General features: G+C 67.0%; 11 protein-coding genes. 9 read left to right on the forward strand and 2 right to left on the reverse strand.

Annotated elements, in window-relative coordinates:
* Genes ACIHAO_RS05025 through ACIHAO_RS05060 form a run of 8 tightly spaced genes read left to right on the forward strand, consistent with a single transcriptional unit; the run spans position 1 to position 10,013 of the window.
* The gene (locus ACIHAO_RS05025; RefSeq protein ID WP_396554832.1) at positions 1 to 1,305 is read left to right on the forward strand and encodes an amino acid deaminase; all 1,305 of its coding nucleotides are present in this window, start codon (positions 1 to 3) and stop codon (positions 1,303 to 1,305) included.
* Positions 1,306 to 1,338: 33 nt separating this feature from the next.
* Complete coding sequence (locus tag ACIHAO_RS05030; protein WP_396554833.1) at positions 1,339 to 2,934, forward strand: amidohydrolase family protein; 1,596 nt, start codon at positions 1,339 to 1,341, stop codon at positions 2,932 to 2,934.
* Positions 2,931 to 4,319 (forward strand): GntP family permease, encoded by a 1,389-nt coding sequence (locus tag ACIHAO_RS05035; RefSeq protein WP_125789876.1) that lies wholly within the window; start codon positions 2,931 to 2,933, stop codon positions 4,317 to 4,319. The genes ACIHAO_RS05030 and ACIHAO_RS05035 overlap by 4 nt, the downstream gene beginning before the upstream one ends.
* A 27-nt stretch (positions 4,320 to 4,346) precedes the next feature.
* Positions 4,347 to 5,477: a lactonase family protein gene (locus tag ACIHAO_RS05040; RefSeq protein WP_396554834.1), complete on the forward strand. Its 1,131-nt coding sequence runs from the start codon at positions 4,347 to 4,349 to the stop codon at positions 5,475 to 5,477.
* Between the two features lie 12 nt (positions 5,478 to 5,489).
* Positions 5,490 to 6,773, forward strand: coding sequence for an extracellular solute-binding protein (locus ACIHAO_RS05045; RefSeq protein ID WP_396554835.1), 1,284 nt, complete (start codon positions 5,490 to 5,492; stop codon positions 6,771 to 6,773).
* Entirely contained in the window at positions 6,774 to 7,733 is a 960-nt protein-coding gene (locus tag ACIHAO_RS05050) for a carbohydrate ABC transporter permease (protein ID WP_396554836.1), read from the forward strand.
* Positions 7,724 to 8,599, forward strand: coding sequence for a carbohydrate ABC transporter permease (locus tag ACIHAO_RS05055; RefSeq protein WP_396554837.1), 876 nt, complete (start codon positions 7,724 to 7,726; stop codon positions 8,597 to 8,599). The genes ACIHAO_RS05050 and ACIHAO_RS05055 overlap by 10 nt, the downstream gene beginning before the upstream one ends.
* 1 nt (position 8,600) lies before the next feature.
* Positions 8,601 to 10,013 (forward strand): beta-N-acetylhexosaminidase, encoded by a 1,413-nt coding sequence (locus ACIHAO_RS05060; protein WP_396554838.1) that lies wholly within the window; start codon positions 8,601 to 8,603, stop codon positions 10,011 to 10,013.
* A 57-nt stretch (positions 10,014 to 10,070) separates the two neighbouring features.
* Here ACIHAO_RS05060 and ACIHAO_RS05065 read toward each other — a convergent pair whose 3' ends face one another.
* Positions 10,071 to 13,631: a glycosyltransferase gene (locus ACIHAO_RS05065; protein WP_396554839.1), complete on the reverse strand. Its 3,561-nt coding sequence runs from the start codon at positions 13,629 to 13,631 to the stop codon at positions 10,071 to 10,073.
* A gap of 180 nt (positions 13,632 to 13,811) precedes the next feature.
* Here ACIHAO_RS05065 and ACIHAO_RS05070 point away from each other — a divergent pair, with 180 nt between their 5' ends.
* A complete protein-coding gene (locus ACIHAO_RS05070) occupies positions 13,812 to 15,353 on the forward strand; it encodes a TIR domain-containing protein (protein ID WP_396554840.1) in 1,542 nt (513 codons plus the stop codon).
* On the opposite strand, the gene ACIHAO_RS05075 is transcribed toward ACIHAO_RS05070, so the two are convergent.
* Entirely contained in the window at positions 15,340 to 16,428 is a 1,089-nt protein-coding gene (locus ACIHAO_RS05075; RefSeq protein WP_396554841.1) for a DUF5005 domain-containing protein, read from the reverse strand. The two genes, ACIHAO_RS05070 and ACIHAO_RS05075, sit on opposite strands and share 14 nt — an antisense overlap.
* Between the last annotated feature and the right edge of the window lie 42 nt (positions 16,429 to 16,470).

Genomic DNA, 16,470 nt, shown 5'->3' on the forward strand with positions numbered 1-16,470 from the left:
ATGTTCGAAGCCGGCACCATCGATTCCGCCGCGGTCGCGGCCGTCCGGGAGGAGCGCGTCGACTGGCGCTTCCGCTCGGTCGCGCCTTCGCTGTCCGGTCTCACGATCGGCGAGGCCGCCGCCCGCGGCGCGAAGCTGTTCGAAGACGGCTTTCTCGGCCCGTTCGTGGTGCTCGACGAGGAAGCCGTCGAGCACAACCTCCGCACGATGGCGGATTGGTGCGCCGAACGCGGGGTCGCGCTGGCTCCGCACGGCAAGACGACGATGGCGCCGCAGCTGTTCGAGCGGCAGCTCCAGCACGGCTCGTGGGGTATCACCTGCGCGAACGCCGGCCACCTGCGGATCTACCGCGCGTTCGGCGTGTCCCGGATCCTGCTGGCGAACCAGCTGCTCGACCCTTCGGGGCTGAAGTGGCTCGCCGCGGAACTCGACGCCGACGACGACTTCGAGTTCGTCTGCTGGGTCGATTCGGTCCGCGGCGTCGAGCTGATGACCGAGGCCTTGCGCGGAGCTCGCCGCAAGGTCGACGTCCTGGTCGAACTCGGTGCCGAAGGTGGCCGCACCGGTGTTCGCGACACTGAGACCGCGCTCGCCGTCGCCGAAGCCGCGCACGCGAGCCCGGCTCTGCGGCTACGCGGATCCGGCGGCTACGAAGGCGCACTTTCCCACCACACGGACGAAAAGTCGCTCCAGCTGATCAGCTCCTATGTGGACGGTCTGCGGGAACTCGTCTTCGCCTTCCACGCCAAGGGCCTGCTCGACGACGCCGGTCAGATCATCGTCACCGGCGGCGGCAGCGCGTACTTCGACCGCGTCGCCGACGAGCTCACCAAGGACTGGGGCGACCTGGACGTCCTGCCGATCCTGCGCAGCGGCGCCTACGTGACCCACGACGACGGCTTCTACCGCGTGATCTCGCCGCTGGGCGAGCACCCGCGCATCGGTGGCGTCGCCTCGTTCCGCTCCGCGCTGCGCGCCTGGGCGCAGGTCACGTCGAAGCCGACGGACGAACTCGCGCTGCTCACCATCGGCAAACGGGACGCCTCCTTCGACGAAGGCATGCCCGAGCCGCGCCTGATCCGCAAGGGCGATGGGCAGACGTCCGCACTCGAAGGTCATTCCATCCAGAAGATGAACGACCAGCACGCCTTTCTGACGCTGCCCGCGTCGTCGCCGGTCGAGGTCGGCGACTGGATCGCCCTCGGTCTGTCGCATCCGTGCACCGTTTTCGACAAATGGCCCCTGATCCCGGTCGTCGGCCCCGACGGCGAGACCGTGCTCGATTTCGTCCGCACCCACTTCTGATCCGTCCTCCACCGCCGCAGAGGAAGAATCGCCATGGACATCGTTGTCCGCTCCGCACTGGTCGCCGACGGCACCGGGGATCCGCTCACCAGGCACGACGTGGGCATCACCGACGGCCGGATCGCCAGTGTCGCCGAATCCGGCTCGCTCGCGGGCCGCCGCACCATCGACGCCGAAGGACTCGTGCTCGCGCCCGGGTTCATCGACATGCATTCGCATTCCGACCTCCAGCTGCTCGCCAACCCGGATCACCTCGCGAAGCTCTCCCAGGGCGTCACGACCGAGGTGCTCGGCCAGGACGGGCTCTCCTACGCGCCCGTGAACGACGACGTCCTCGCCGCGCTGCGCCAGCAGCTCGCCGGCTGGAACGACGATCCGGCCGGATTCGACTGGAACTGGCGCTCGGTCGGCGAATACCTCGACCGGCTCGACGCCGGGGTCGCGGTCAACGCGGCCTACCTGGTGCCGCAGGGCACCGTCCGCATGCTCACCGTCGGCTGGGACGACCGGCCCGCGACGGAAGCCGAGATGAACGCGATGAAGGAACTCATCGCGACCGGGCTGGCCGAGGGCGCGATGGGCATGTCGTCCGGGCTCACCTACACGCCGGGCATGTACGCGACCACCGAGGAACTCGTCGAGCTGTGCCGGGTCGTCGGGGAGAACGGCGGCTTCTACAGCCCGCACCACCGCAGCTACGGCAAGGGCGCGCTCGAGGCGTTCGGCGAGATGGTCGACGTCTCCCGCCGGTCGGGCTGCCCGTTGCATCTCGCCCACGCCACGATGAACTTCTCGGTGAACAAGGGCAAGGCGCCGGATCTGCTGGAGTTGCTCGACCGGGCGCTCGACGACGGCTGCGACATCACGCTGGACACCTACCCCTATCTTCCCGGCGCCACCTACCTCTCCGCGTTGTTGCCGAGCTGGTCCACCGAAGGCGGGCTCGACGCCACGCTGGCCCGCCTGTCCGATGTGGACACTCGTGAGCGGATCCGCGCCGAGATCGAGGAAACCGGCTCCGACGGCGCCCACGGGGTGCCGATCGATTGGGAGGCCATCGAGATCAACGGTGTCCGCCGAGACGAGAATTCCCCTCTCGTCGGGCATTCCGTCGCCGCTTCGGCGCAGCGTGCCGGGAAGCCGGCCGCGGAGCTGTACTTCGACGTCCTGATCTCGGAGAAACTCGGCACGTCCTGTCTGATGCACGTCGGGCACGAGGAGAACGTCCAGGCGATCATGCGCCACCGCACGCACACCGGCGGCAGCGACGGGCTGCTCGTCGGCGCGCGGCCACATCCGCGTGCCTGGGGCACGTTCCCGCGTTACCTCGCGCGCTACGTCCGCGAACTCGGCGTCCTCGACCTCGCCGAATGCGTCGCCCACCTCACCGGCCGCGCGGCGGACCGCCTGCGGCTGACCGACCGGGGTCTCGTCCGCGCCGGATACGCGGCGGACCTCGTGCTGTTCGACCCGGAAACCGTCGCCGACACCGCCACGTTCGACGAACCGCGGCAGCAGGCCGCCGGTATCCCCTATGTCTTCGTCAACGGTGTCGCCGCCATCGACGATGGTCAACCGACCGGCGCCCTCGCCGGCCATTCACTGCGGAATCCCGGGAGTGCCCGATGATCGACTGGCTCCAACATTCGACGGGAGGTCTCCTGACCCTCGCCGCCGTCTCGATCGCGGTCTTGCTGTTCCTCATCATCAAGGTCAAGCTGGAACCCTTCATCGCCTTGATCGTGGTCGGCCTGCTGACCGCGCTGGCCGCGGGCCTGCCGGTCGGCCAGATCGTCGGCTCCGCGCAGAAGGCGTCGGATTCCCTTCTGGAGAAGGGCTTCGGCGGGATCCTCGGCCATATCGCCGCCATCATCGGACTCGGCACCATTCTCGGGTCCATTTTGGAGCGTTCCGGCGGAGCGAGGGTGCTCACCGGTGCGCTGCTGCGGGCAATCGGTGAGAAGCGGGCCCCGTTGGCGATGGGTCTCGCGGGTTTCGTCTTCGGTATCCCGGTCTTCTTCGACATCGGCATCTTCGTGCTGGCCCCGCTGGTTTACGTCGCCGCCAAACAGGGCGGCCGGTCGCTGGTGCTGTACGCGTTGCCGCTGCTCGCCGGTCTTTCCATCACGCACGCGTTCCTTCCGCCGCACCCCGGCCCGGTCGCCGCGGCCGGCCTGCTGCACGTGGAACTCGGCTGGATCATCCTGATGGGCCTGGTCTGCGGTATCCCGGCGTTCCTCGTCGGCGGTGTCGCGTACTCGACGTGGATCGGCAAACGCGTCGATGTTCCGGTTCCCGCGGAATTCCTGGTCGCGGAGGAAGAAGGCGAAAAGGAGGAGAACCCGCCGCCGCTCGGGCTGGTGCTGGCGATCATCGCGGTCCCGCTGGTGCTGATCCTCGCCGGGACCTTCGGCAGCATCTGGCTCCCCAAGAACTCCGCGCCCGCCGGCGTCGCCGCGTTCATCGGCACCCCGGCGGTCGCGCTGACGATCTCGGTGCTGCTCGCGTCCTGGCTGCTCGGCCTGCGCCGAGGCTTGACAGGCAAGGATTTGAGCGAGCTTTCGGCGAAGTCGCTCCGCCCGGTCGCGATGATCCTGCTGGTGGTCGGCGCGGGCGCGTTCTTCGGCGCCGTGCTGTCCGCCACGGGGATCGGCAAGGCCGTCGCGGGGTCGCTGGACAACGCCGGTCTCCCGGTCATCCTGGCCGCGTACGTGATCAGTTGCGGGATGCGGATCGCGCAGGGTTCGGCGACCGTCGCGATCGTGACCACCAGCGGCATCGTCGCGCCGACGGTGGCGACGCTGGGCTACTCGCAGATGCAGCTCGCGCTGCTGGTCGTCGCGATTTCGGCGGGCTCGATCATCGCCTCGCACGTGAACGACGGCGGTTTCTGGATCATCTCGCGGTACTTCAACATGACCGTGCCCCAGACCCTGAAAACCTGGACCGTCCTGGAAACCGTCCTTTCCGTTTCCGGTTTCGGCGTGGCAGCATTGCTGATGGCAGTGGTTTAAACCACCTGACGACTGGGAGAGATCACGATGACCGGACTGGATCGACGCACCTTCCTCGGCGCCGCCGGAGCGGCTGGACTCACCACCGTTCTCGGTTCCCACCTCGCGAATGCTTCCGAACAATCCTGCGGACCGAAGGGAACCGGGGCCATCTACCTCAGCAGCTACACCAGTTCCGGGCACGGGCTCGATGTCGCTCACCGGGACGCGGCGACCAACGCGCTCGTCGTCGACCGGACGATCCCGGGAGTCAGCAACGCTTCCTGGTTCGACATCAGCGCCGACCGCAAGACGCTCTATGTGACCAACGAGGACGAGAACGGCCAGATCTCCGCGTTCAGCCTGGCCGATCCGGTGAAACCCAAGCTGCTCAACAAGAAATCGGCCAAGGGGCAGCACCCGACACATCTGAGCGTCCACTCCAGCCAGAAGTACGTGCTGGCCGCGAACTACAGCAGTGGCAGCGTCGTCGTCCTCCCGATCCTCGCGGGCGGGAAACTCGGCGACGTCGTCGATGTCGCCCAGCACAAGGGCGCCGAACGCCAGGCGCACGCGCACCAGGTCGTCAACGATCCGACCGGCAAGTGGGTGCTCGCGGTCGATCTCGGCGCGGATTCGGTCTATGTCTACAAACTCGACACCGCGACCGGGAAGCTCAAGCTGAACCAGCAGCTGAAGCTCCCATCGGGCGCCGGGCCCCGGCATCTGGCGTTCCACCCGAACGGCAAGTACGCGTATATCCTCGGCGAGCTGCGTGCCGAGGTGACCGTCGCGGCCTGGAACCCGGTCACCGGGAAGCTCACCGCCGGACAGGTGATCCCGGCCGTTCCCGCCGGCACCCCCGGCGAGCAGTACCCCGGCGAGATCGCCACGTCCAAGGACGGGAAGTTCGTCTACGCCTCGGTGCGTGGTTCCGACACGATCGCGTCGTTCGGCGTCAGCGAGGACGGGAAGTCCTTGAAGCTGCTGAACAACGCGCCCGTCGGCGGGGTGTACCCGCGCCACTTCACGCTCGACCCGACCGAGCGCTGGTTCTACGTCTCGAGCGACAAGTCCGGCACGCTCAGCTGGCTGCCGCGCGATCCCGGCACCGGCCTCCCCGGGGCCGTCGCCGGGAAGCTCGCGCTCCCCCAGGTCAATTCCGTCTTTTTCGCTTAAGGAGAAAATCCCATGAGAACTCGCGTACTCATCGCGGGCCTCGCGGCTGTCGGCCTCGTCGCGGGCTGCGCACCGGCGCAGAACACCCCCGCCGCGGGCGGCGGTGACGAGAAGACCGGCACCGTCCGGGTCTGGCTGTTCGACGAAGCCAACCGCGCACCCAAGGAGGCCGCGGTCAAGGAGGCGATCGCCGAGTTCAAGACGGCGCACTCGGGCGTCGAGGTCGACGTCCAGTGGATTCCGGTGGAAGGCCGCGCGGACAAGTTCTCCGGCGCCTTCAACGATCCGGCGAGCGCGCCGGACGTCGCCGAGTTCGGCAACACCGACGTGTCCAGCTACGCCGCCACCGGCGCGCTGGCCGACCTGACCGGCGACCTGTCGTCGTGGAAGGAAGGCGCGGACATCCTGCCCGCGGTGCTGGAGACGGCGAAGTCCGGCGGCAAGACCTACGGGCTTCCGTGGTTCACCGGCATCCGCGCGTTGTACTACCGCACGGACCTTTTCGCCGAACTCGGTCTCAAGCCGCCTGCGACGCTGGCGGAGCTGACCGAGACCGCGAAGACGATCCGCGCCAAGAAGCCGGAGCTGTACGGCATCTCCGTCGGCGGCAAGTACACCTACGCGATGCTGCCCTTCCTGTGGGCACACGGCGGCGAGATCGCCAAACAGGACGGCGACAAGTGGAAGTCCACTATGGACTCCGAGCAGGCCAAGGCCGGTGTCACCGCATACGCGAACCTGCTGAAGGCGGACATCTGCCCGCCGGAACAGTGCGCCAACCTGACCGGAACGCAGAGCATCACGGCTTTCGCGGGTGGCAAGGCCGGCATGTCGATCGGTGGTGACTTCAACCGCAAGGCCGTCGAAGCCGGCCAGGTGAAGGGCAAGTACGCGATCATCCCGCTCCCGGGCACCGAGGCGGGCAAGATCGCCCCGGCGTTCGCGGGCGGCAACCTGCTCGGCGTGTTCAACGCGACCAAGCGCAAGAGTCTCGCGGTCGAGTTCACCCAGCTGCTCGGTGGCGCCAAGTACCAGGAGAAGATGTACGTCGCCATGGGCAACCTGCCCACGCTCGGCAGCGTCCAGCAGAAACTCGCCGCGAGCGACCCGTCGGTCAAGCCGTTCGTCGACACGCTCACCGCGGGCACGAAGTTCGTCCCCGCCACCGCGGCGTGGTCGAAGATCGACGCGCAGAACGTGCTGCCGACCGCGATCCAGCAGATCGCGACCGGCGGCAAGGATCCCGCCGCCGCGCTGGCCACCGCGTCCGCCGAGATGAACAAGGCGTTCGGCTAAGTGGTCACCAAGGACATCCCCCGCACCACGGCTCCGGCCGTCCCGGCACGGCGGTCGCCCCGCCGTCGCCGGGACGGGCGGGCGGCCCTGCTCTATCTGGCGCCCGGCGGCATCCTGCTGCTGGCGATGCTGGTGTACCCGATCTACCAGCTCGTCCTGATCTCGTTCTACGACTACGGCCAGCCGCAGGCGGTCGGCAACGCACCGCTGGTCTTCCTCGGCTTCCAGAACTACGTCGACCTGCTGGAGAACGTCCAGTTCTGGGAGGTGCTGGCCAAGACCCTCGGCTTCACCGCGGTCTGTGTCGTCGGCAGTCTCGCGCTCGGGACGGGGCTCGCCGTGCTGGCGACCCGGGTCCGCGCCTGGGCACGGGTCCCGCTGTTCCTGGCGGCACTGGCCGCGTGGGCGACGCCGGCGATGGCGGGCTCGTACGTCTGGCTGTTCCTGTTCGACGCCGACTTCGGCCTGGTCAACGAGGTGCTCTCGGGCCTCGGGTTCACCGGGATGGCGAACCATTCCTGGACCTTCGACACCTACAGCACGTTCGGGCTGGTGGCCGCCGAGGTCATCTGGTGTTCGTTCCCGTTCGTCATGGTGACGATGTACGCGGGGCTCAAGGGAGTGCCGGAGGAGGTCATCGAGGCCGCGTACCTCGACGGCGCGTCGACCTGGCGCACCACGTGGTCGATCACGCTGCCGATGGTGCGCCCGCTGCTGACCATCGCCACGATCCAGTCGATCATCTGGGACTTCAAGATCTTCACGCAGATCTACGTGATGACCAACGGCGGCGGCGTGGCCGGGCGCAACCTCGTGCTAAACGTCTTCGCCTATCAACAGGCCTTCGCCGGGCAGGAATACGGTCTCGGCGCGGCGCTCGGAGTCGTGATGACCTTGCTGCTGCTGTCCATCACCGGGCTGTACGTCCGGTCGCAACGCCGGAGCGCGGGATGGGTGTGACGACGGCGCCGAAGAACCGGCGGGTGAAGCGCCCTGGGAGGCTGATCGCCGAGATCGTCTGCGTGGTGATCGCGGGGATGGTCGCCTTCCCGGTGTACTGGATGGTGCTTTCGGCGTTCAAACCCACCGGGCAGATCCAGGCGGAGAACCCCCGCCCCTGGACGCTCACGCCGACCCTGGAGCATTTCGAACGGGTGCTGAGCGGCGAAGGGTTCGCGTTGTTCTTCCTGAACAGCGTGATCGTGGCCGTCGTGGTGGTGGCGTTGTCGCTGCTGCTTTCGTTCCTTTCGGCCGTCGCGCTGACGCGGTTCAACTTCAAGGGCAAGACCGTCCTGCTGGTGATGGTGCTGGTGGCGCAGATGGTGCCGGTCGAGGCGCTGACCATTCCGCTGTTCTTCCTGATGCGGTCGGTCGGCGACGTGGCGCCGGCGTTCGGCACCAACCACCTCGGCTCGCTGATCCTGGTGCACCTGGCGTTCAGCCTGCCGTTCGCGATCTGGATGCTGCGCGGCTTCGTCGCCGCGGTGCCGCAGGAACTGGAAGAGGCCTCGAAGATCGACGGCGCGAGCCGCATGCGGTTCACCTGGCAGATCCTCTTCCCGCTGGTGGCGCCCGGGCTGGTGGCGATCAGTGTGCTGGCGTTCATCCACGCCTGGAACGACTTCCTGTTCGCCAAGACGTTCATCATCTCCAACACCGAGAACCAGACGCTCCCGCTCGCGATCCTGGTGTTCTTCAAACCGGAGGACACCGACTGGGGCGCGGTGATGGCGGGTTCGACCTTGATGACCATCCCGGTGCTGGTGTTCTTCATTCTCGTGCAACGACGACTCGTGTCCGTCATGGGCGGCGCGGTGAAGGGCTGACATGCCTGGCTTCGAAACCTTGCTCCCCCGTCCCGTCTCGGTGGAACCCTTGCCGGGACAATGCCCAGTACCGTCCGAAGTGGACGTCCGTACCGACGCCACGCTGCCCGCCGAGGGCTACCGGCTGGAGATCGACCCGTCGGGCGTGACCCTGCACGCCGCCGACGCGGCGGGTGAGTTCTACGGCCGTCAGACGCTCCGACAGCTCGTCGGACCGGACGCGTTCCGGACCGTGTCGATCCACAGTGGACAGCGGACGATCCCGTGCGGGGTGGTGACCGACCACCCTCGGTTCGCGTGGCGCGGCTGTCTGCTCGACGTGGCGAGGCATTTCCGGACCAAGGCCGAGGTGCTGCGGTTCGTCGACCTGATCGCGGCGCACAAGCTCAACGTGCTCAATCTCCACCTGACCGACGATCAGGGCTGGCGGATCGAGGTCCCCGAGTTCCCCAGGCTGACCGAGGTCGGCGGCTGGCGGAAGTCGTCCATGGTCGGACGGCACGACGGGCCGGAACGGGACGGACGGCCGCACGGCGGGTTCTACACGACCGACGACCTCCGCGAGATCGTCGCGTACGCCGCCGCGCGTTCGGTGACGGTGGTCCCGGAGGTCGACATCCCCGGGCACGCCCGGGCCGCGATCGCCGCCTATCCCGAACTCGGGCCGGAGACCGCCGAACCGTGGGAGGTCTGGACGAGCTGGGGCATCAGCACGTCCCTGCTGAACACGAAGAAGTCCACAGTGGACTTCTTCAAGAGCGTCTTCGACCACGTGCTGGACATCTTCCCGTCCGAGGTCATCGCGCTCGGCGGCGACGAGGTGCCCGGCGCGACCGAGGAGCACGGCTGGTTCGTCCGCGAGATCGCGCGGCACCTGGTCGAACGAGGACGCCGTCCGCTCGGCTGGGACGAGGTACTCGAGGCCGGAGACCTGCCGCCGATGGTCATCGGCTCGTGGCAGAGCGAGGCGGCCGGGGCCCGCGCGGCGGCCGCGGGACACGACGTCGTCATGTGCCCCGAGGACCACGTCTACCTGGACCACCGGCAGTCCGACCATCCCGACGAACCGATCCCCGTCGGCTACCTGAGCACGCTGGAGAGCTTCTACGGCTACGAGCCGGTGCCCGCGGACTTCCCCGAGGGCAAGACGATTCTCGGCGCGCAGGCGCAGGTGTGGTCGGAGCATCTCGACACCGCGCGGCGGGTGGACTACGTCGCCTTCCCACGGCTGTGCGCTTTCGCCGAGGTGGCGTGGAGCAGCCCGGAGGGCCGGGACTACGCGGAGTTCCTGCCGCGTTTGCGGGACCACCACCTGCCCCGGCTGGACGCGCTGGGCGTCGAGTACCGGCCGCTGGACGGGCCGCTCCCCTGGCAGACGCGGCCCGGAGTTCCGGGGCGGCCGCGACAGCGGTGAACGGACATCGGGTGGGCCGCCGGTGAAAGCGACCCACCCGATGCCGTACCGACGTCTTCATGCCCCGATTTCACGCATCGATTTCAGGAGTGTTTCGGCGGCCATCGCCCAGGTTCGCTTCTCCGCCATCTCGTCTCGCAGCCGTCGCGCCGCCCAGAAAGAGGGCTTGGGATTCGCGAGGACCGCGGCGATCGCGTCCCCCCATCGCAACGTGTCCTTGTACTCCTCCTCGGTGACCGGGATCAGCTTGTTCGACAGATCCACCGACAACTCGGCTTGCTCTTCGGAAAGCAGGAGGCCCAGCCCACTTCGCTTGCTGATCAGCGTCGGCACTCCCAGCTTGATCGCCTCCAGCCCGACCAGCCCGAAACCCTCGGAGCGAGAGGGCATGATGACGACGTTCGCACGGTGCAGATCCTGCCGAAGATCCTGGCTGTCCGAAGAGTAAGGCCGTGGGACCACCCGCAAGGAATCGGTGCCTGCCCAGGATTTGACTTCGTGGATGAGCCGCTCCGAATCGTCTTTTTCGGCCCCGCGAAGCACCAGCTCGACTTCAGGTTCGTTCGCGCCTCTCTGCGACAGCACATGCCCCAAAGCCCTGGCGGCGATGTCCACACCTTTGATTCGAGCTTCTTGCTCCCCCAGCCGTCCCGTCAGCAGCACGCGAACCGTATCGCTGAGAATCGGCGTTTCCGCCACGTCCTCGGAGACGTCGAAACCGGGGTCGAGTCGCACCACCTCCGGGCCCGCGGAGCCCCGCAGATGGTCCCGCAGGTTGTTGCTCAGCGCCGGCCCGACGCCGATCGCCAGATGCGCCTTCTTCGCGATCTCGATCTCGTGCCTGCTGCGCTCGTCGGCACGGGCGGCCGGATCTCCGTCCCTCCGCCGTTTGTCGACTTCGACCCGGTCGGAGACGACGTGCAGGAAATGCAGGAGCTTGGCGTCCCGGTAGTGGTCTTCGACCAGCCACAAGGCCGCCTCGCCGGTCTTACGACCGTGCCCGATGACGAAATCGGGACTGATCGGCGGAGAAACGACCGGGGGGCGGGACAACGCGCTTTCCGGCGCTCCCAGTGCGAAGGGCGGATGCACCAGGTGGACACCCGCCGCGGCCGCGTCGCGCCGCTCCTCGTCACTGGCGCTCGGCACCGAGCAGTACACCTCCGCTCCCTGGGCCGCGAGGGCTTTGCAGAGCTCGCGGTTGATGGTGCTGATACCGCCACCGTGCCGTGACGACCACTCGGTGTTGACCGCCAGCACACAAACCCGCCCGGGGTCGGCGACGGTCACCTCGGGCCGGGGCTCGTTCCCTCGCACCTCTTCGCGGTCCTGCTCCACTTGGGCCAGCTGCTCGCCACGGAGCCGCTCGACGTCCGCGACCGCGCCGACTTCGTTGTACAAGGCGATCGCCGCCGCACGATGCGCGTCGGCGTCGACCTGGCGACCTTGCGCGGCCGCCGCGCGGCCGAGCCCCTCGTAGGCCACTGCCTCTTCTCGCTGCGCTTTGCCTGACCGAGCACGGTCGATCGCGGCCCGGTAATGGTTCGCAGACGCAGCGAAGTCACCCAAGCGAAATTCCGTTTCAGCGAGGTGCGAAACGAGCTGCGCGATATCACCGTCGCGAAAGAGGAGTTTCTGGTAGTCGACCAGCACCTTCTCGAAGTTCGCCTTCGCGGCGGCGAACCCGCCGAGCCGAAGCTCGCAACGCGCTATGCAGTCGAGCGCGATCGCCGCGTTCGCGAGCTGCGCTTGATCACAGTAGAAGACCCAGGCGCGTCGCGACAGGTCCAATCCCTGACTGAAATCACCTCTCTCATAGGCGAGCCAGGCCCGGTTCGCCCCGACGTTCATCTCGCCGAACCGGTCATCGACGGCGGAGAATTCCTTCTGGGCGCGCGCGTACAGCTCCATCGCCTCGTCCTTACGGCCGAGTTGCATACTCGCCAGGCCCAGATTGTTGAGCACGATGGCGACCGCTCGATGGTCACCGGTTCGTGTCGCCGCCTCCATCGCCTGCCCGTAGCAAGCTGTCATCAATTCCCACTGCTTGGTGGCGTAAAAGTAGCCGCGAAGGCAGTATGCGAATTGCCAGCAGGCCTTGTCCTCACGCCGCAAGGCCATTTCTTGGAGCAGTGGAAGGAAGTTGTCGACTTCACTTTCCATCCACTTGCCCGCCGAATAAGGGTCCGGAAACAACGGAGTCTCCACCGACGGCGACATCAGATCGAGCTCCAGTCGATAGCGGTGCTCGTCGATATGGGAATCCGCCGCCGCGGCGGCGTGCAGAAAGTATTCGAAGAGCCTGCCCCTCGCCGAATCCTCCTCCGGACCGGACAGCAATTCGGCGTCAGGACGGCGCAGATGGTCCCGCAACACGTCATGCAGTCGGTATGCGTTATGGGAATGATGTTCGAGCATCCCGGCCCTGATCAGCTCGTCCAGCAGGCCTTCGGCCGCGGTGGGTGAAATTCCCGCCAGCGCTCCGGCCGCCCACGCGTCCACCCGTGGGCCCGGATGCGCCGCCATGAGTTGCAGCATCGCCAGTTGCGGATCGGACAGCGTGGCGCAGGAGGCCTCCAAAACCGCGGTCACGCTTCGCAGCCCATCGGTGAACTCGTGATGGCGAGCAGCTTGATCGGCTAGCCGGGCTGCCACGTCCTCCAACCGCCGAGCCGGGTTGTCCCGGAAACGCGACGCGACGATGCACACCGCGAGAGGAAGCCGATAGCACATCTCGGTGATCTTCCGGACAACCGTCGGATCACCCCGTTCCGTCTTCCCCAGTTCGGCGACCGAGGTGAACAAAGCCACCGCGTCGGCTGGTTCCAGCGCACGGACGTGCTGGTGCAAAGCGGCGTCCAAAACGGTCAGTGGCTGACGGCTGACGATGATGACCGCGGACCTGCCGTTGGGCGGACGCAATGCATGTACTTGCTGCGCGCTCGAGACGTTGTCGAGCATGACCAGCACCCGGCGCCCGGCCAGCTTCTGCCGGAGAAGAGCGGTCCGATCCTCCTCGCTCGGCGGCACCAGCTCACCGGGTACTCCCAGCCTTCGCAGGACGCGGACGAGCGCCTCGTCCTTCCCCAAGGGTTTACTGTCCGGGTTGTAGCCCTGCATGTCGAGATAGATGCAGCCGTCCGGGTAGTCATGATGGAGCCGCTCGGCGACCCATAACGCGATCGCCGTCTTGCCGGCCCCCGCCATGCCGTAGAGCACGCAGACACGCGGCAGGCGGCTCGGCTCGGCGGGACTGAGATGCCGTTCGAGCACCGACGCCTCGACATCACGACCGATCAGCTTGCGCGGTCCGGACGGAAGGTCGCACGGTGGTTCGGCACGGGCACGCCGTTCATCGACGGCCAGAACCGCGGCCGCCCGCGCCAGTTCGTCACCGGTGCCCAGCACGCGATCGCAAGCGGCGGCAAAGGTGGTCGTCGGCGGTGCCACGCCGTGCTCCACGCGGCTGATCTGCGCCTTGCTGTAGTGGATCAGATCCCCGAATGTCTTCAAGGACAAGCCGGCACCGGTTCGCAGACTTTGCACTCGCGCCCCGAAGTCCTTACGGTCCACCACCGCCCCCTTCGCGGTCACTCGTCCTACCCGAGTTCTTCTCATCAAAGGCTTCACCATATGCAGCGGTCACCGCGACCTGCCATGGCGTTCCATCGTTCCCATCGGGTTTTGTAACGGCTGACCAACACGGGATAGCCCCCTGCGGAGGTGTCTTGCCTGATCATGGGTGAACACTTGCTGGATGCCACCTGCGCCAGTGCCTGCTGAGAGGATCCTACGAACTTGTCCGATGCGATCTACGACGTCTTCCTGTCGTTCTCCGGCGACGATCGGGAACATGGGCGCGCCCTCGCGGAGCAGTTGCGCGCGGAGGGCATGCGAGTCTTCCTCGACGAAGACGGGATCGCCCGCAAGGAGAGCCTCACGGAACGTATCGGACTCGCGGTGCAGAGGTCGAAAACGCTGGTGGCGTACTACTCGACGGGCTACGCCAGCAGGCCCGCGTGCCAGCATGAACTCATGACGGCCTTCCTGGCCGCTCAGCGGGAAGGCACCGTCCGACGGCGGATCCTGGTGATCAATCCGGAGCCTGGAACGGATCACATTCACCCGATCGAACTGGCCGACACCAAGTTCGCCCACGCTCGAGTGGGCGTTGTCGACCTTGCCCACTGGATCGCCGGGAGCGCGCGCGAGATGGAAGGCCCCATCGGCCCTCCTCCCTCTTTCGAGGGACAACTGTGGCCCGTTTGGCTGGCTCGTCACGTCCATGGCTTCCTCGGACGGCACCGCGAACTCTGGCGCCTCCATACAGAACTCCACGCCAGCAAATACCCTGTCGTCAGAGAACGCGCCTACGGCTCCTTCGCGTCGGTCTGGGGTTCTCCCGGCTCGGGGAAGACCGCACTCGTCGTGAACTACGCGTGGCGATTCGGGGACGCGTTCCCCGGCGGGGTCCACTGGCTGAGCTTGGCAGGAGCCGCCTCACGACCTGATCGGCTTCGCTCCGTCTATTGCGGCGAGCTCCGGCGCTCCGGCCGTGAGCTCGGCATGGACTTGGACTCCGTTCCGGACGAGCTGCTTGCCTCGACCGTGGCGCGAACACTCGGCGAGTCCGGGGAAGCGAGTCTGTGGATAGTCGACGACCTGCCCCATGGCTGCGGTCCCCAGCACCTTGATCATCTGGTGCTGCCCGGCGGTTGCGGAGCGCATACGGTACTCGTCGGACACGATGACGCCTTCCAAGGCCATCTTCCTGTCCTCAGAGTAGGGCCGCTGTCTTCGGTCGAAGCCGGAGAGTTACTGGATTCGTATCGGATGCCCGACGACGAAGTAGACGGGAAAAGCCGCGAGGACCTCATCCTGAAGCTGGGCGGCAATCCAGGATCGTTGATCGCGGTCGGCAAATATCTGCGGCACCGTCAAGGAATTTCCTCGTACCGGACAGCCGGGCACGAGCTCGCCACCAAGCAGTCATTGCGCGACAACGTATTCGAGAACGCACGGCGGATCATCGACCTCATGAAGAGTGACGAGATAGAGCTTCTCGCCTTCATATCTCGCGTCGACCAGTACGAGTTCCCCAGCAGTGTGATCGCGGCGACGCCGAGCTTCGCCACCGTCGACGTCATCGCGGTCCTGTGCAGTTTGCTCAGCCGCTCGGTTGCCACCCGCGACGACAATCTGTGGCGACTCGATCCCTTGGTGGCGGAAGCAGCCAAGGATCGCCATCGGGCGCTTGATCTCAAAGCCTTCCCACAAAAGGAAATCTCAGACTTTCAGGATGCGGTCGCCAAAGCTGCCGAGATGGCTAGCGGGTCGTGAAAGGGCCACCGGACGATCCTGGCGGCCAGTCGACCTCCACGAACCGCGGCCGGTAAATCCGCGCGTCCGCGATGTTGTCGGCGTGATCCAGGCTGTTCACGTTGTACGACACCACGAGCTTTCCCGGACGGCTCAGCTGGGGATGTGCTGTCGCGTCGTAGACGATGCGCCGGTCACTCGCTTCGGACGCCCGGTGGAGAACGACTGGATTCCGGAACGGGCCGGTCGGCGAACTCGCGGTATGGGCGAGCATCACCGGGCTGAAGCCGGGGCTGGTATCCATGGTGATCAGCACGTATTCGCCGCCGACGCGGGTCACCGAGAACGCCGTCCCGATCCCGGCGAGCATCCGGGCGGAGTCCTCCTCGTGTGATGACCAACCGATGCCGGTCCAGAACTGCCAAGGTCCGCGAAGCCCCCCGACGGGCACGCGTGCGAGCCGGAGGTGTCCCTGTTCGGCACCGTAAATGTAGGTGTACCCGCCGTCTTCGAGCAGCTCCGATCCCCACGCGACCTTGTCGCTCACCGGAATCACCAGCAGCTCGGACGGTGTCAGCTCGGGCAACCGGAAGGTGGCCAGCGACGTGCCGGTGCTCCGGAAGTCGAGGCCGCCGGACCCCGTCGTCCGGTAGCGGTTGTAGAGCACCCGCAGGACGTCGCCTTGGACGGCTCCGTCGCCGACCCAGTAATGCTCGTCCGAGCCCGCGAGCCCGATCAAGGCCTCCGGGTCGTCGGCGGTGCCGCCGTGCAGCGTCTCCCCCAGCGAGCCGTCTGGCCGCTGGACGACCAGGGTGTTGCGGGCGATCGGGCTGTCGGACGGGCGGCTGTGATCCGGGTTCACCGTGCCGAGGAACGTGTCCGAGAACAACCACACGGTGCGTCCGTCCGGTAGCGGCACCGACACCGTGCGATCCCCGCCGGTCCAGTGGCCGCCCTGATCGCCGTAGCTGTTCCAGAGCTCGTTCAGCCCCGCGAGGGGCACCACGGGCCGCGGCGCCGGCATGATCCCGCTGCTCGCCACGACGGCACTGAACAGCAGCGCGGCCGCTACGAGAATCCGCGGCGCCCGACGCATCGGACCATGTTAAAGCCACCGTGGTCTTTGTACGAGCCTTGT

It is taken from the genome of Amycolatopsis sp. NPDC052450, from assembly GCF_044547565.1.
Classification (GTDB): domain Bacteria; phylum Actinomycetota; class Actinomycetes; order Mycobacteriales; family Pseudonocardiaceae; genus Amycolatopsis.

Excerpts from the sequence above, each read along its gene's own strand:
- ACIHAO_RS05025 (WP_396554832.1), top strand. The coding sequence starts at position 1 with ATGTTCGAAGCCGGCACCATCGATTCCGCCGCGGTCGCGGCCGTCCGG.
- ACIHAO_RS05030 (WP_396554833.1), top strand. The coding sequence starts at position 1,339 with ATGGACATCGTTGTCCGCTCCGCACTGGTCGCCGACGGCACCGGGGAT.
- ACIHAO_RS05035 (WP_125789876.1), top strand. The coding sequence starts at position 2,931 with ATGATCGACTGGCTCCAACATTCGACGGGAGGTCTCCTGACCCTCGCC.
- ACIHAO_RS05040 (WP_396554834.1), top strand. The coding sequence starts at position 4,347 with ATGACCGGACTGGATCGACGCACCTTCCTCGGCGCCGCCGGAGCGGCT.
- ACIHAO_RS05045 (WP_396554835.1), top strand. The coding sequence starts at position 5,490 with ATGAGAACTCGCGTACTCATCGCGGGCCTCGCGGCTGTCGGCCTCGTC.
- ACIHAO_RS05055 (WP_396554837.1), top strand. The coding sequence starts at position 7,724 with ATGGGTGTGACGACGGCGCCGAAGAACCGGCGGGTGAAGCGCCCTGGG.
- ACIHAO_RS05060 (WP_396554838.1), top strand. The coding sequence starts at position 8,601 with ATGCCTGGCTTCGAAACCTTGCTCCCCCGTCCCGTCTCGGTGGAACCC.
- ACIHAO_RS05065 (WP_396554839.1), bottom strand. The coding sequence starts at position 13,631 with ATGAGAAGAACTCGGGTAGGACGAGTGACCGCGAAGGGGGCGGTGGTG.
- ACIHAO_RS05075 (WP_396554841.1), bottom strand. The coding sequence starts at position 16,428 with ATGCGTCGGGCGCCGCGGATTCTCGTAGCGGCCGCGCTGCTGTTCAGT.